14 protein-coding genes and 1 pseudogene are annotated in these 14,788 nt (G+C 46.3%); 9 read left to right on the top strand and 6 right to left on the bottom strand.

What is annotated here, in order from left to right; genetic code table 11:
- Positions 1-121 precede the first annotated feature (121 nt).
- Positions 122-712 (top strand): RdgB/HAM1 family non-canonical purine NTP pyrophosphatase, encoded by a 591-nt coding sequence (rdgB, locus tag QUB66_RS12330; RefSeq protein WP_332968563.1) that lies wholly within the window; start codon positions 122-124, stop codon positions 710-712.
- 180 nt (positions 713-892) lie between these two features.
- Here rdgB and QUB66_RS12325 read toward each other — a convergent pair whose 3' ends face one another.
- Entirely contained in the window at positions 893-1,231 is a 339-nt protein-coding gene (locus tag QUB66_RS12325; RefSeq protein ID WP_265234570.1) for a P-II family nitrogen regulator, read from the bottom strand.
- Positions 1,232-1,583: 352 nt separating this feature from the next.
- On the opposite strand from QUB66_RS12325, the gene QUB66_RS12320 reads away from it, so the two are divergent.
- The 4 genes and pseudogenes from QUB66_RS12320 to QUB66_RS12305 all read left to right on the top strand — a co-directional run bounded on the left by QUB66_RS12320 (position 1,584) and on the right by QUB66_RS12305 (position 5,851).
- On the top strand, positions 1,584-2,876 hold the full coding sequence (locus tag QUB66_RS12320) for an MFS transporter (protein ID WP_265234571.1): 1,293 nt from the start codon (positions 1,584-1,586) through the stop codon (positions 2,874-2,876).
- A gap of 338 nt (positions 2,877-3,214) precedes the next feature.
- On the top strand, positions 3,215-5,050 hold the full coding sequence (gene ilvB / locus QUB66_RS12315; RefSeq protein WP_332968569.1) for a biosynthetic-type acetolactate synthase large subunit: 1,836 nt from the start codon (positions 3,215-3,217) through the stop codon (positions 5,048-5,050).
- Between the two features lie 352 nt (positions 5,051-5,402).
- Positions 5,403-5,513: pseudogene (locus QUB66_RS12310) on the top strand (IS1/IS1595 family N-terminal zinc-binding domain-containing protein); the annotation flags it as partial.
- Positions 5,514-5,614: 101 nt separating this feature from the next.
- Positions 5,615-5,851 carry a hypothetical protein gene (locus QUB66_RS12305; protein WP_332968570.1) on the top strand — a complete coding sequence of 79 codons (237 nt, stop codon included), beginning with the start codon at positions 5,615-5,617 and terminating at the stop codon, positions 5,849-5,851.
- Between the two features lie 260 nt (positions 5,852-6,111).
- Here QUB66_RS12305 and QUB66_RS12300 read toward each other — a convergent pair whose 3' ends face one another.
- Positions 6,112-6,609, bottom strand: a complete 498-nt coding sequence (locus QUB66_RS12300) for a hypothetical protein (protein WP_332968572.1) — start codon at positions 6,607-6,609, stop codon at positions 6,112-6,114.
- A gap of 245 nt (positions 6,610-6,854) precedes the next feature.
- Between QUB66_RS12300 and QUB66_RS12290 the strand changes: the two genes are divergently transcribed.
- From QUB66_RS12290 to QUB66_RS12280, 3 genes are all read left to right on the top strand, one after another.
- Positions 6,855-8,177: an FGGY-family carbohydrate kinase gene (locus QUB66_RS12290; RefSeq protein ID WP_332968575.1), complete on the top strand. Its 1,323-nt coding sequence runs from the start codon at positions 6,855-6,857 to the stop codon at positions 8,175-8,177.
- Positions 8,178-8,350: 173 nt separating this feature from the next.
- On the top strand, positions 8,351-8,695 hold the full coding sequence (locus QUB66_RS12285; RefSeq protein ID WP_265234578.1) for a hypothetical protein: 345 nt from the start codon (positions 8,351-8,353) through the stop codon (positions 8,693-8,695).
- A complete protein-coding gene (locus tag QUB66_RS12280; RefSeq protein WP_265234579.1) occupies positions 8,692-8,892 on the top strand; it encodes a hypothetical protein in 201 nt (66 codons plus the stop codon). Before QUB66_RS12285 ends, QUB66_RS12280 begins: the two co-directional genes overlap by 4 nt.
- A gap of 300 nt (positions 8,893-9,192) precedes the next feature.
- On the opposite strand, the gene pcrA is transcribed toward QUB66_RS12280, so the two are convergent.
- Entirely contained in the window at positions 9,193-11,538 is a 2,346-nt protein-coding gene (gene pcrA, locus QUB66_RS12275) for a DNA helicase PcrA (RefSeq protein ID WP_332968577.1), read from the bottom strand.
- A 258-nt stretch (positions 11,539-11,796) separates the two neighbouring features.
- Entirely contained in the window at positions 11,797-12,180 is a 384-nt protein-coding gene (locus QUB66_RS12270; RefSeq protein ID WP_265234582.1) for a YkvA family protein, read from the bottom strand.
- 122 nt (positions 12,181-12,302) lie between these two features.
- Between QUB66_RS12270 and QUB66_RS12265 the strand changes: the two genes are divergently transcribed.
- Positions 12,303-13,037 (top strand): SIMPL domain-containing protein, encoded by a 735-nt coding sequence (locus tag QUB66_RS12265; RefSeq protein ID WP_265234583.1) that lies wholly within the window; start codon positions 12,303-12,305, stop codon positions 13,035-13,037.
- A gap of 55 nt (positions 13,038-13,092) precedes the next feature.
- On the opposite strand, the gene QUB66_RS12260 is transcribed toward QUB66_RS12265, so the two are convergent.
- A complete protein-coding gene (locus tag QUB66_RS12260) occupies positions 13,093-13,242 on the bottom strand; it encodes a hypothetical protein (RefSeq protein WP_265234584.1) in 150 nt (49 codons plus the stop codon).
- Positions 13,243-13,565: 323 nt separating this feature from the next.
- Positions 13,566-14,651 carry a hypothetical protein gene (locus QUB66_RS12255; RefSeq protein ID WP_332968580.1) on the bottom strand — a complete coding sequence of 362 codons (1,086 nt, stop codon included), beginning with the start codon at positions 14,649-14,651 and terminating at the stop codon, positions 13,566-13,568.
- Positions 14,652-14,788: the final 137 nt, after the last annotated feature.

Raw genomic sequence — 14,788 nt, 5'->3', positions numbered from 1 at the left:
TTCGGCTTCCTCAACTATCACAATCGGTTTTTAGTTGTGTTTATTGAACAATTAAGCTGTAAATTATACTTTAGTACCGTAGATCAAAGGAGAAAAGTTTTTTGAAAGGTATAATCGACTGATGACAAATAATAAATTGCTAATTGTGGCTACGGGCAATCCGGGTAAACTTAAGGAAATGCAGCTTTATCTTCAGGATTTGGGGTGGGAATTGCGCCTGAAACCCGAAGAATTGGAAATTGAGGAGACTGGGGAAACGTTTATTGCTAATGCTTGCTTGAAAGCGTCTGAAATTGCCAAAGCAACTGGCCAATGGTCGATCGCCGATGATTCTGGTTTAATGGTAGATGCACTCGACGGTAGACCTGGGATTTACTCGGGGCGCTACGGGAAAACCGATGCTGACAGGATATCTCGACTCCTCAAAGAATTGGGAAACGAACAAAACCGGCAAGCACAAATTGTTTGCGCGATCGTGATCGCCCGTCCCGACGGTACAATTGCCTTACAAGTTGAAGGAATTTGCCTAGGCGAAATCCTCCACACTCCTCGCGGTACCGGAGGTTTCGGGTATGACCCGATTTTCTACGTACCCGCACAGCAACAGACTTTTGCAGAAATGACGCCCGATATCAAGCGATCGCACTCTCACCGCGGTCGAGCATTCCAGGCTCTTATACCACAAATGGCGAACATTCTCAACCCATATTGAGGAAAAAAGCCAAAACACAGGGTTACTGTGGCATTGGATATTGACACGCTTGGTATCAGAACTAAACAGGAAAGAGGTTTTTCGTTGGCAGTTACCAATGACCAATGACCAATGACCAATGCCCAATGCCCAATGCCCAATGCCCAATGCCCAATACCCAATACCCAATGCCCCAGTATCTTAGATTGCTTCCTGGTTCTTTTCGCCAGTCCGAATCCGGATAATTTGTTCTACAGGAGAGATGAAAATCTTGCCGTCGCCAATCTCGCCCGTGCGGGAAGCCGCGATAATTTTATCAACCACCATGTCAACCTGATCGTTTTCCACAACAATCTCGACCTTGAGCTTTTGCAAGAACTCAACGGTGTACTCAGAACCACGATAGCGTTCAGTCATGCCCTTCTGACGGCCAAAACCTCTAACTTCAGAAACGGTCATCCCTACAATGCCAGCATTGACGAGCGCGATTTTCACTTCGTCAAGTTTAAACGGGCGAATAATAGCTTCAACCTTTTTCAAGTTTCTCACTCCTAACATTACTACTTTCGTTATATTACTTAATCGGCGTGACATCTTTTAAGATCACTGCCAACAGCAACTATTTTGTAAAACATATTACCTTATGTTGTACTCACGATGAAATAATGCAGGTCAACATTTAACAACATTTCCTGATTTTCCGGCGGCGGTGGCTGTGCGGAGCCGATCGCGGTAGAGTGAAAAAGACCCAAGCCCTCCGCCACGGATCTGCTAAAACAGAAAAAGAACCGAGGAGACAGGATTTTTCGCCCGTTTCCGCTTTGCACTCCTTCAAATTTGCACGTATTGCTGAAAACTATAATTGCCAGAAGCGGTCAGTTAAACTATTCCTATGCACCCAGCTAGCCCTCCCCCTGACCGCAGCGGGCTTGATGCCCTACTGAGAAATCGCCCCTTCCTCACCTTGTGGACTGGGCAGTTGTTGGCCCAAGTGGCGGATAAAATCTTTTACGTATTGCTGATTATTCTGCTGAAAACTGGGGATTACCGACCCTGGCCAGTGTCTTGGCAACATTCGGAAAATTCTATGCTGTCAGCCGTGATGATTGCCTACACCCTGCCGGCGATCGTCTTTGGTTCGGCGGCCGGTATCGTCGTAGACCGCTTTTCCAAAAAGCAAATGCTGATCGGCTGCAACGTGATTCGAGCGGTGTTGATTGGATGTTTGCCGTTTTTGCCCAAAACTTTTGTCGTGTTGTTGACAGTCACGTTTTTGGTCTCTACCGTAACGCAATTTTTTGCTCCAGCAGAGCAGGCGGCAATCCCGCTGGCTGTGGGGCGAGAGGGACTGATGTCGGCAAATGCTCTGTTCGCCTCGTCCACAATGGGCGGGATTATTGTCGGAATGACGATCGGCGAACCGATATTTAGTTGGCTTAAACACAGCTACGGGCCAGCTTCTCAAGAGTTTTTCCTGGGCGGGTTGTACATGATCTCCGCAGGTTTGCTTTATGCCATGCACATCAAAGAAAATCGTGGCGGTAGCAGTGGCAAAAATGTTCATCCTTGGCAAGACTTCAAGGAAGGTTTGCGGTATTTGAAGCACAACCGCCTCGTCAGCAACGCGATGGTGCAGTTGACGATTTTGTATTCGGTGTTTGCGGCGCTGCAAGTGCTGGCGATCGCACTTTCAGGCAAAATAGGTCTCAAAGAAACTCAATTTGGGTTTTTGCTGGCTGCTGCGGGAGTCGGAATGGTCTTCGGCGCGGCGTTTTTGGGCCACTGGGGCGATCGAATGCACCACAAACCTTTGCCGTTAATTGGTTTCGTGATGATGGGTTTTGTGTTGGGAATGTTTGCCTTTACGAGACAGCTTTGGCTGGGATTCGGATTGAGTGCTCTGTTCGGTTTTGGCGCTTCCTTAATTAACGGCCCGATGCAAGCTCTGATTCAAGAAAAAACTCCTGAATCAATGCGGGGAAAAGTCTTTGGCTTGGAGAACAATGCGATTAATATTGCTCTCAGCTTGCCTTTAGCACTGACCGGCCCGCTGACGGATGCTGTCAGCAAAGCCGTGGGTTCCGATGATTTGGGCTTGCGGATTGTGCTGATGAGTTTGGGCTTTTTGGTTCCAGTGATGGGCTTGGCAGCTTGGCACCATACCCGCAAAGTCTTAAAGGCTTAAGAGTATCTTTAGATCACACGGCGGTTGAAACCGCGTCTACAAAAACGAAGTCCGCCTCCGCGGACTGGAGAAAATAAGGTAAATTTAACCGTCCGTTTTTTAACCCGCGCACCATCCGGTTTTTGTCTGTCTAGACGCGGTTTCAACCGCCCGGTCTTCTTCTGTTTGTTTTCTTCCTCTGCTGTTTCACAAATTCTCGATCGTCCGATCGCAAACCGTCGCAGCGCGAAACTTTTTGTAAAATATCAGCCGTTAAATTTTCAGACTTTGATTATTGAGATTAAAGTAGTATAAAAGCTTTCATTAAAAATCCTAATTAGTTTAAGGAAGGAAATTCTGTGCAACTAAAAACTAAAGTGGCCATCAAGCGTGCAACGGGTGGATTTGCTTTGATCGACAGCTTGATCCGCCACGGTGTCAAGCATATTTTTGGTTATCCCGGCGGCGCAATTTTGCCGCTTTACGACGAACTATACCGGGCTGAAGAAACTGGCGCGATCAAACACATTCTAGTGCGGCACGAGCAAGGTGCTGCTCACGCCGCCGACGGATACGCCCGCGCTACCGGACAAGTTGGGGTTTGTTTCGCGACTTCCGGGCCCGGCGCAACTAATTTGGTGACGGGGATTGCGACGGCGCACATGGATTCGATCCCGATGGTAATTATTACCGGTCAAGTGCCCCGTCCGGCGATCGGCACTGATGCGTTTCAGGAAACTGATATTTACGGCATTACTCTGCCCATTGTCAAGCATTCCTATGTAGTGCGCGATCCCAGAGACATGGCCCGAATTGTGGCTGAAGCTTTCCACATCGCGAGTACCGGGCGGCCGGGCCCGGTGTTGATTGACGTGCCCAAGGATGTCGGTTTAGAAGAGTTTGAGTATCTGCCGGTGGAACCCGGATCGGTTAGAATTCCGGGCTATCGTCCGACTGTGAAGGGAAATCCCCGCCAGATTAATCAAGCAATCCATTTGCTGAAGGAAGCGAAGCGTCCTTTGCTTTATGTAGGCGGCGGGGCGATCGCAGCGGCGGCCCATGAGGAAATTAAGGAACTCGCCGAGATGTTCCAATTGCCTGTCACAACAACGCTGATGGGCAAAGGCGCTTTTGACGAAAAACATCCTTTGTCGGTGAAAATGCTAGGGATGCACGGCACTGCGTATGCTAATTTTGCCGTTACCGAGTGCGATTTGCTGATGGCTGTAGGGGCTCGGTTTGACGATCGCGTGACGGGAAAACTAGACGAGTTTGCAGCGCGGGCGAAGGTAATTCACATCGATATCGATCCGGCGGAAGTAGGTAAAAATCGCGGCCCCGACGTGCCGATTGTCGGAGATGTGCGGCAAGTTTTGATTGATTTGCTGCGCCGCTGTCGGGAAACAGGTGTTTCGGGTACTCCCGGACAAACTGCGGAATGGCTGCACAGGATCGATCGCTGGAAACAGGATTATCCGTTAGTTGTACCCCACTACTCCGACATTTTGTCTCCCCAAGAGGTGATTTGGGAATTGGCTACTCAAGCGCCGGATGCTTACTACACAACGGATGTCGGTCAACATCAAATGTGGTCGGCTCAATTCTTAAACAACGGCCCGCGCCGCTGGATTTCCAGCGCTGGTTTGGGCACGATGGGTTTTGGGTTGCCGGCGGCGATGGGCGCGAAAATGGCGCTACCCAACGAGCAAGTCATTTGTATTGCTGGCGACGCTAGCATACAAATGAATATTCAAGAGCTGGGAACCTTAGCACAATACGGCATTAATGTCAAGGTTGTGATTGTAAATAATGGCTGGCAGGGGATGGTGCGGCAGTGGCAGCAGGCGTTCTACGGCGAGCGTTATTCGTCGTCGAATATGACTGTGGGGATGCCGGATTTTGTGATGCTGGCCCAGGCCTACGGCGTGAAGGGGATGCTGGTTTCAGGGCCGGATGAGTTGCAAGGTGCGATCGCCCAAATGCTCGCTCACAACGGCCCTGTGCTGATGAACGTGAAGGTGACGCGGGACGAAAACTGCTATCCGATGGTTGTTCCGGGCAAGAGTAATGCTCAAATGGTTGGTTTGCCGGAACGCAGCACGTTGCCATCTGCGGAGTTAGTTTATTGTCCGAGTTGCGGCGCGAAGAATGTTTCGAGTAATAAGTTTTGTCCTGAGTGTGGGACAAAAGTTTAAGTAGTTTTGAGTTGGGACTTAGGCATTGCTTATTAGTCTCAACTTAAGGTCAAATGTACTCAGAGATTGCTGTTTATCGCTAAGGCCAGATCCCCCCTAGCCCCCCTTCTTAAGGGGGGGACAAGAGTGCGATCGACAGTCAACCCCTACTCCCCCTTGGGAAGGGGGATGCGAGGGGGATCTGGTCTGGGACACAAGCGAGAGATACAAAGGTTTTCGGGGTTAAGTTGATACGGTTAAGCGGTTTTTCGTGTTTACCCACGCTGACATCAGAAACCGGGTTTCTTCCTAAATTTTTCGGCGTTGCACAGTTGTGGTATGCTGAGCGCTAACAATCAACGAAAATTCAGCTATGATTTGTCCTGAATGTCAATCTAGTAATCTTAAGAAAAATGGCCATAAAAGAGGTAAACAAAATTATCTTTGTAAAAACTGTTGTCGCCAGTTTATTGATAGCTACTCGCCCCTAGGCTATCCCGATTCTGTCAAAAAATATTGCTTGCATCTTTACCTTGAATAAAGTAGTATTATTAAAAAATACATCACTATCATAATGAGGTAATTATGGAACTTACGACTCGGGAAGATGTAATAGAAGCTGGTCGTGCTGCAATTAAGAGTCGGGGTAATACTGAGGAGATGACAAAGTTAATAAACCGTGTTCAAGAGTATAGAGACCAGAAAAGACCTGTTGATATTAACCGTTGCTTGGCAATTAATTTTTGGTATGAAGATTTAGATAAAAATTTTGAAAAAATAACAATTGAAAAGTTTAATGATTCGCTTTCTAATCTTCCATAATTACACAAGTTCTATATTTGTTTACAAATTTTTGGTAATTTATGGCGGTTACATATTTAATTATGTAATACCAATTTCCTAAAGTCCTGCTACAGATAAGGCGTCTAAAATGAATTCCCATCCCGTCAAAGAAGCAACGACCCCCCTAGTTTTACCAAAATGGAGGGGGGCTGTACAAATTTCTGAACAATTTTGCGTCATCCTAGCTGTTGAGGTACGACCGCTACAACCCGCATTCTACCGTTTTTTTATGATCTGAATCACACTTTGGGGTAATTTGGATTACTATAACCGCGCAATTGATTGGTTTTACTACGTAATGGGGGTTTCAAACCCTCAAGTTCTCTACCCAACGACTTTCTCAAAATATATCCTGAGAAAATAAATTGAGGATATATTGGAATTATTCTCACTTCAGGATTTTGGTTATGTGATACCTTAATAAACCAGAAAGAGCCTTCACCTACTTCTAAATCTACAAACACATCATGTTCAAGGGCTAATTTTGAACATTTACGTATAGCATCATCTTCAAGTGCTATTTTTAGAGTTGGTTTAATCTCCACCCAAACACCTAAGTCTTCTATCCAAAAATCAGGTGTATATTTTGTTCCATCTGAAAACTCAAAAGGCTTTTCTCGCTCATACTTCCAACTTAATTCTAAATGTTCAAATGTTGAAGCCCAGTCAGCCTCCAATCTGGATTTGAAATCAACGTTATAGCGCCGTGTTCGTTTTGCTTCTATATTTCTAGGCATATTTTATTTTCCTCAGTATGCTATAGATACGCTAACACATTCGGCTCGATTTAATAATTACCTATATTTTTGGGGCATTGCAAAGTTGTGGTATGCTATCGATAGCACGCCCGCAAGGAACAAACATATTTCAGCTAGTAATAGGCACAGTTTTATGCTTTAAGTAATAAATGAGTAATCGAATTGATATGGTCAACATCAAGAGAGACTTAGAGTAACAAACTGTCAACTGTCAACTGCTATAAATGAATCTTTATTTAGGAATAGATTTCGGGACTACGGGCGCTCGATCGACAATCATCGACTCCCAGGGTACAATCCACTGTGAGACAGAACATACTTTTGCCGACGCACAACAGTCGGAATTGCCCGAACTGTGGCAAAATGCGCTGTGGGCTGTAATTGAGCAAATCCCCGCAACCATCCGCAATCAGGTAAGCGCGATCGCCCTTGACGGCACATCCTCCACAGTCATGCTGTGCGATACTGACGGTATACCCGTATGCGAACCCATTTTATACAACGATGCGCGCGGTGCAGCCGTTACAGAGACGTTGCGGGCGATCGCGCCTCCCAACCACACAGTATTAAGCGCTACATCCAGCCTAGCCAAACTCCTGTGGTTTTGTAGGGGCGGTGCCCCCGTGCCCGCCCCATCCATAGTAGAGGGCGGGCACAGGGGCACCGCCCCTACGGTTTTCCTGCATCAAGCTGATTGGCTGGCATTTTTGCTGCACGGAAAATTAGGAATTAGCGACTATCACAATGCTTTAAAACTCGGTTTTGACGTTGATACTTTGTGCTATCCCGATTGGCTGATCCAGGGAATTGCGGGCGCTGTAACGCCTAAATTGCCGCACGTTGTCGCACCGGGCACGCCTGTGGGGAAAGTTAGAGTGGAATTGGGCGATCGCCTCGGATTTCCCCGCCATTGTACAGTTTATGCTGGTACAACCGATAGCATTGCAGCATTTCTAGCCAGCGGTGTCAATTCACCGGGGGAAGCAGTAACTTCTCTCGGTTCAACTTTAGCCGTGAAACTGTTAAGTCATACCCGCGTAGATGATGCGAAATACGGAATTTACAGTCACAAATTAGGCGATTTGTGGTTGGTTGGAGGCGCTTCTAATACCGGAGGTGCGGTGCTGCGAAACTTTTTTACTGATGCTGAATTAGATAATTATAGCACGCAAATCGATCCAGAGCAAGAGAGTTTGCTGGATTATTACCCATTGTTGCAAAAGGGCGATCGCTTTCCAATTAATGACCCGAATTTGCCGCCCAAACTCGAACCGCGTCCCGCTGATTCAGTGGAATTTCTGCACGGTTTGCTAGAAAGCATCGCGCGGATTGAAGCGCGGGGATATCAATTATTGCAGGAGTTGGGTGCGACTCCTTTGACAAAGGTTTATTCTGCTGGCGGTGGTGCAAAAAATGCGGTTTGGAGTGCGATCAGAAAGCGTTATTTGAAAGTGCCTGTGGTGACTCCCGTTAATACTGCGGCTGCTTATGGAAGTGCGTTATTGGCGAAGCAGGGAAGTGAATCGATTTTAGATATTAGATTTTAGGATTAAAGAAAGCGACCTCACGGATCAATGCGGAAAATTGTAACGTGGATGCTTTTAGTTAGGTTGAAAAGTGGTAAATTTGGACTGCGATCGCTCTTGATTAAAACTAAAATGAGAGGAAGCAAACATTCTGATATATTGTGTTAAGTTGTTATCCCTAAAAATCAAGGACAATGGCAAAGCTACCTGATGACATCCTGAACACAATTTTCACATTGCAGCGACGGCTAGTGGAAATCCTCAACGAAACAACTGCCACAGAATATATTTTAATGCAGCAGTTTGGCGAGACAGAAGCAACACTCCCCGAACTAGAATCCCTGGATAATGTTAAGGAAAGGTTGAGAAACCCTTACAATCGTTTGTACAGGCTTTTGCAGCAGGTGGCAGAATCTCAACCCGCTGCGACTGCGGATACGTTAAACTTTCTGTATAGAACGATAGAACAAACAGAGGCGGCTGTCGATGCCTCAGAAGCAACTATCCGAGAAATCAAAATGGATTGGAATTTGCAATGAATCAACAACCTAGAATCCCCGACGCTGAAACCAGAAAGCGACACGTTGACAAGATGCGTGAAGTCTGCCAACAGCTTGACGCTTTGACTCTAAACCTGGATGAATTAATCGCCATATTTGAAGCTGACAACCGCCGCCAGCGTCGAGAACGTTTGGCGGGTAAATACAGGCGTGTGGAATCTCAGGTAGTCGAATAAGATATAAGATATTGCATCATTCATTCTTAATAAGTCTTTTATGAACAGGCTCTCCGGCCTGTTCCATAAAGAGTGAATTTTCTTGTGGAACAGGCCGGAGAGCCTGTTAAGCGAGAAGATTTCCTACGCGATCGCCTCAAGATGCAGACGGCGGTTGAAACCGCGTCTACACAAACGATGTCCGCCTCCGCGGACTGAAGAAAAAAATGTAATTTTTACCGTAATTTTAACCGCCCATTCTTCAACCCGCGGAGGCGGGTTTTGCCTGTATAGACGAGGTTTCAACCGCCGGATTTTCTATTACACTCGCTGCAACTTAGCAGTTCTCGGATCGATGATTTTGCGGCCCAAACCTTTAAATTTAATTGCCAGATTAGTTTTATCGCCCACTCCCAAAACGTGGGTAATTTCTCCAACTCCAAAAGCATGATGAAAAACCCGTTCCCCAGTTTTCCACTCTGATGGAGAACTCCCAGAATCGGCTGCTGAATTATTAGTCTTTCCCTGCGATGCAGCCGTTTTGGCCGTCTTAGTTTTCTTCGCACTTCCAGCCAGCAAATGTGTCGGTAATTCGCCCAAGAATAGCGAAGGCGTGCAGTGTTCGCGGTATCCTCCCCAGAGGCGGCGTTCGCGAGTGTGGGTAAGAAATAGCAATTCCTGGGCGCGAGTGATGCCGACATAGCACAAACGGCGTTCTTCTTCAACTGCTTTTGGGTCATCCAAACTGCGGAAATTGGGAAATAAACCCTGTTCCATTCCGACTAGAAAGACTACGGGAAATTCTAACCCTTTCGCGGAGTGCAGCGTCATCAGCGACACGCGGGAATCGTCTTCTTTCAAGTCATCTAAATCGGATGCTAAGGATGCTTTTGCTAAAAATGATGTTAGCGTCGGTTCTTCGTTTTGTTCTTCAAATTGGATCACCGCGTTGTACAATTCTCGAACGTTGGCGATGCGATTTTCTGCTTCCTCGGTTCCTTGATTTTTTAAATCGTCAATGTAACCAGAATCTTCGATAATTCCTTGGACAATTTGCGACGCGGGCGTAGTTTCAAGTTTTTGTTGCCAATTACTAATCATTTGGGCAAACTTAATGATAGCTTTTGCCGATCGCCCTGCGAGAGTATTTACAGAAGATTCATCGCTGAGGATTTCCCATAACGGAATCCCCAATTGGGTTCCAGCGTCTTCGATTTTACCAAATGTGGTATCGCCAATGCCGCGGCGGGGAGTGTTGATGATGCGTTTGAGGCTGACGCTATCGTCGGGATTGGCGATCGTCCGCAGGTATGCTAGGATATCTTTGATTTCTTTGCGATCGTAAAACTTCAGGCCGCCGACAATATTGTAGGGAATATCCAAGTACATTAACGCTTCTTCAAAGGAGCGAGATTGAGCGTTGGTGCGGTACAGAATCGCAAAGTTACTCCCGTGTTCGTACTCCGAGTTTTGGCGCTTCAGCGACTGAATTTGACCCGCTACAAATTGCGCTTCATCTATTTCGTTGTCAGCGCGCCATACCACAATCGGAGCTCCGGGTTCGCGAGTCGGCCGCAGAACTTTCTCGATGCGTTCGGTATTGTGTTCGATCAAGTGGTTGGCGGCTTGCAGGATGTTTTCGCGCGATCGATAATTCTCCTCTAATTTTACCATCGTCTGAGTTTTTTCGTCCGACAAACCATCGCCGAAATCCTCTTGAAATTCCAGCAAGATGGTATAATCCGCCATCCGAAAACTGTAAATAGATTGATCGACATCGCCCACCACAAAAATCGAGCGATTTTGCCATTTATCAAACTCTTTCGGGTCAACATTATTTGTGACCAACATCCGAATCAAATCATATTGAGTGCGGTTCGTATCTTGGTATTCATCAACTAAAATATGTCTGAATTTGTGATGCCAATAACTTAATACTTGCTCGTTTTGGGATAAGAGTTTAACCGGAACCAGAATTAAATCGTCAAAATCTAAGCCGTTGTTGGCGGCTAAAGCATCTTGGTAGCGGCTGTAAACATCCGCAATTACGCGCCCTCTGTAATCCGGTTCTGCGGCTAGGAATTCTTGAGGCGACCAACCTTTATTTTTAGCGTTGCTGATGACATAGCGGACTTTGCGCGGGTCAAACTTCTTGTCATCGAGGTTAAGGACTTTGGTAACAATTTGTTTGACGAGAGTTTGAGCATCTGACTCGTCAAAAATTGAAAAATTCTTCTTCCATTGGCGGCCTTTTTCGTCTTGATATTTCTCAATGTCGTAGCGGAGAATGCGGCCACAGAGAGAGTGAAAAGTCCCCATCCAAATCTGTTTGGTGATTTTTTGATAAATTTGCGATCGCAATCTGGTTTGCACATCCGGCGCTAAATCTGCCAAAGGTTTGCCATATTCAGCTTCAGCTTGCTGAGTCGCCAGCAATTTCTCAATTCTTTCTTTCATCTCCCTAGCGGCTTTATTCGTAAATGTCACCGCCAAAATATTTTCGGGATCGACTCGGTTGGTGCGAACTAAGTTTGCTACGCGGTAAGTTAGAGCTCTGGTTTTCCCCGAACCAGCCCCCGCTACTACTAACAGCGGCCCGTTGTAATGGACGACTGCTTGGCGCTGGGATGGGTTGAGGTGGCTGAGGTGATCGGTAGTTTGAGTCATAGCTGAAATGTTAGTTGTTGGATTTTTTTAAGGGATAAATAATACTTAGTATCGGATACGGGGAGTTTTTTTAAGGTTGGGTGCGATCGCTATATAATATAATATCAGATAAGACGGCGGTTGAAACCGCGTCTACACAAACGATGTCCGCCTCCGCGGACTGAAGAAAATTACGTAAAACGTAATTTTCAACGCCTATTCTTCAACCTGCGGAGGCGGGTTTTGTCTGTGTAGCCGCGGTTTCAACCGCCGGGTATTCTAACGTTTCAATATTTGTTTGAGCAAAATAGCTGTTAATATTCCCAAGCCGATCCAAATAGCAATAATTACAGCAGCGGTGGCCCGATTTATCGGTTTTCCTCGCTCTATTTCTGCGGCTGCTTTTTCCCGACACTCGGCTAAAACCTGTGGTGGAATCATCTTGAGTACCAGCCAAATCCCCAAGGGTACAATTATCAAATCGTCCAAGTAGCCGAGAATTGGGATGAAGTCAGGAATTAGGTCGATCGGGCTAAAGGCATACGCAACCGTAACACCCGCTAAAACTCTCGCATACCAAGGTACTCTCTGGTCTATACTGGCTAAATAAACAGCGTAAGTCTCTTTTTTTAGTTGGCGGGCAGCTTGTTTTAAGGATTGCATATAAAAACTAATGACACATGACTAAAAATTTTAGTTGCTAAAAATGTAACAGGCTGAATATTTGGCAATTCCAGTGCGAAGGTAAAGTATAGCATCTGTTGTATATGAGGAGAATCGACTTTATGAATTCAAATTTGCAACGCGGTACTAGAATCAATTTCCGTAGTCTGCTAACAGCGTTATGTTTAACGTTAACTCTCGTGAGTTTTGTGAGATTAGATCCGGCGGTGGCTCAAGAACAGCGGATCAGAACGCTGACTGTGACTGGGCGGGGTATTGAAGCGATTCCGACAACTCAAACGCAAGTGCGTTTGGGGGTTGAGGTACAGGGGAAAACGGCGGCTGCGGTGCAGCAGGAAGCGGCGAGACGATCGTCCGCTGTGGTAGAGTTGCTGCGATCGCGCCAAGTGGAAAAACTCGAAACCGCCGGCATCAACCTCAGCCCGAATTACAGCAACGAAAACAATCAGCAGCGGATAATAGGGTATACTGCTACAAATACCGTCAGTTTTCGCATCAATACTCAATCTGCCGGCACTTTGCTCGACGATGCGGTGACAGCCGGAGCAACCCGAATTCAAGGTGTGAGTTTTGTGGCCGCCGAAAGTGCGATCGAACAAGCTCAAAAACAAGCACTCAAAAAAGCAACTCAAGATGCTCAAGCGCAAGCAGATGCAGTCCTGAGCGCCCTAAACCTCAAGCGGGGAGAGATTCTAGGAATTCAAGTCAACGGTGCGATCGCGCCGGCTCCTGTGTACCAGAAGTTGGAGGCTCGCAGTGCTAGTTTTGCTACAACGCCCGTGGTGGGAGGGGAACAGGAGGTAGATGCTTCTGTGACTTTGCAAATTAGCTATTAAATAGTGAGGGGTTGAACTGGCCACCTCAGCTTGACCCTAACTATTTCTCGATTTATCAAGCAGCTTTTTCTACAAAAAACTTTAGCCGTTTTAACCATTTCTGCCAGTAGTCGAGCAATTGTTCGCGTCCCAACACAAATATTTCCGTATCTTCGGCCCCAAGAGCCACAACAATCAAAGCCTTAACAATTTTAGCGCCAAACAAAGTTTCACTCTAACTAAGTCGGTGGAAAAATTCATAATTATCTAAGGAAATATTAAGTGGCGTGCTCTGAGTTAAAGTGTAACTGCTCACCGCAACTTTATTGCGGTGAGCAGTTACGACAAATGGCTACAAGCTATTATGAACTATGAACGGAATCTCTCCTTCTTCAGGGGGAGAGTTCCTCAATAAATAGACTGTTCGTTAAACCCTAGGCGATCGCCGTCCTCCTACACAAAAAAGAGTGGACTCTTTTCTCAGATCCACTCTCTGTTAAACTCTCTTAGTGCTAGCTTTAACAAGCTGGAGTTAAGTCCTTAGTTTACCTAGTTCTTAATGATTCTCTTGTCATGAATGACCACTTTGTCCTTGAGTTCAGGACTGCCAGATATCTGAATATCGCTATCCTTATTTCCCTCTGCGGCGGATTCGGCTAGATATTGGGCAGATGGCTTAACATCGTGCGCTGCACCTTTAGCAGATTGGGCTGCATTTTGGGCAGATGACTTAACATCCTGCGCTGCACCTTTAGCAGATTCGGTTGCATTTTGGGCCGATGACTTAACATCCTGCGCTGCACCTTTAGCAGATTCGGATGCGCTTTTAGCAGATGACTTGATTGATTCGGCTGCACTCTTGCCAGATGACTGAAGCGATTCGGTTGCACTTTTTATAGATGGCTCCACTGCCTTCGCTGTATCTTTTACAGTCGATCTAAGATCCTTAGTGGCACCCTCAATTTCCTGAGCTACAGCTTTGGCAGAAGGCTTAACTTCATCGGCAGTGTTCTTAATAGAGTTCGCTGCACTTTGTATAGAAGGCTTGACACCTTCGACTGTCTGCTTTACTGAATCTTTTACTTCTCTAATCGTAGGTTTAACTTCCTCGGATGCGCTCTTGACTGCATTTACTACAGAAGGCTTGGCTTCCTTCACTGTCTGATCGACAGATTCGGCTATACTTTTAATCGAAGGCTTAGTTTCCTCAACAGTCTCCTTGACTGCTTCTGCTGTAGCTTTGATAGATGGTTTAACGTCCTCAGCAGTTTCCTTTGCTACTGTCTCTAGCTCTTCTATAGTGTGTTTAATACCGTCTGCTACAGTGTGTGCGGCATCCCCTAAATTATCTACAGCACGGTTAACAGTATCAGCAGTACCTTTACCAATCATAGCGCCAGCAACTGAGCCTGCTACAGCACCAAGAATGCCCCCAGAGCGAGCACCCAGTATACCACCGACTGCTGCTCCAGCTATCCTCGCACCAAGGCCAGAGCCTGATGATTGATCTTCCTGTGATTCTGCATTTTCGTTAGTCTGAGCCTGAAGCTGCTGGTTCTCGCTATTGTCAACATTCTTTTCCTGGAAGTCAGGATTGGCTTCAGGCTGGTTAAAAGGCTGCTTATTATCAGTCATAAATATCCTTGGGTATTACTGCTACATTTACTAGGTTAACTATATATTTCTCAGAAAGTCTACTGCCTAAGAACTAGATTTTGACTGTTACTTAAGAAGTAGATTCTTAAAGGTACTGACCACTACGGCGCTAGCGG

This window comes from Microcoleus sp. A2-C3 (assembly GCF_036706065.1).
GTDB lineage: Bacteria > Cyanobacteriota > Cyanobacteriia > Cyanobacteriales > Microcoleaceae > Microcoleus.
The sequence above is the reverse complement of the archived record's forward strand: the minus strand, read 5'-3'. Positions and strand labels throughout refer to the sequence as shown.

Bases quoted from the DNA above. Each gene is read 5' to 3' on its own strand.
- QUB66_RS12270 (WP_265234582.1), bottom strand. From the start codon at position 12,180: ATGCAATCCTTAAAACAAGCTGCCCGCCAACTAAAAAAAGAGACTTAC.
- QUB66_RS12320 (WP_265234571.1), top strand. From the start codon at position 1,584: ATGCACCCAGCTAGCCCTCCCCCTGACCGCAGCGGGCTTGATGCCCTA.
- QUB66_RS12300 (WP_332968572.1), bottom strand. From the start codon at position 6,609: ATGCCTAGAAATATAGAAGCAAAACGAACACGGCGCTATAACGTTGAT.
- QUB66_RS12255 (WP_332968580.1), bottom strand. From the start codon at position 14,651: ATGACTGATAATAAGCAGCCTTTTAACCAGCCTGAAGCCAATCCTGAC.
- QUB66_RS12285 (WP_265234578.1), top strand. From the start codon at position 8,351: ATGGCAAAGCTACCTGATGACATCCTGAACACAATTTTCACATTGCAG.
- QUB66_RS12280 (WP_265234579.1), top strand. From the start codon at position 8,692: ATGAATCAACAACCTAGAATCCCCGACGCTGAAACCAGAAAGCGACAC.
- QUB66_RS12265 (WP_265234583.1), top strand. From the start codon at position 12,303: ATGAATTCAAATTTGCAACGCGGTACTAGAATCAATTTCCGTAGTCTG.
- QUB66_RS12305 (WP_332968570.1), top strand. From the start codon at position 5,615: ATGGAACTTACGACTCGGGAAGATGTAATAGAAGCTGGTCGTGCTGCA.
- rdgB (WP_332968563.1), top strand. From the start codon at position 122: ATGACAAATAATAAATTGCTAATTGTGGCTACGGGCAATCCGGGTAAA.
- QUB66_RS12290 (WP_332968575.1), top strand. From the start codon at position 6,855: ATGAATCTTTATTTAGGAATAGATTTCGGGACTACGGGCGCTCGATCG.
- pcrA (WP_332968577.1), bottom strand. From the start codon at position 11,538: ATGACTCAAACTACCGATCACCTCAGCCACCTCAACCCATCCCAGCGC.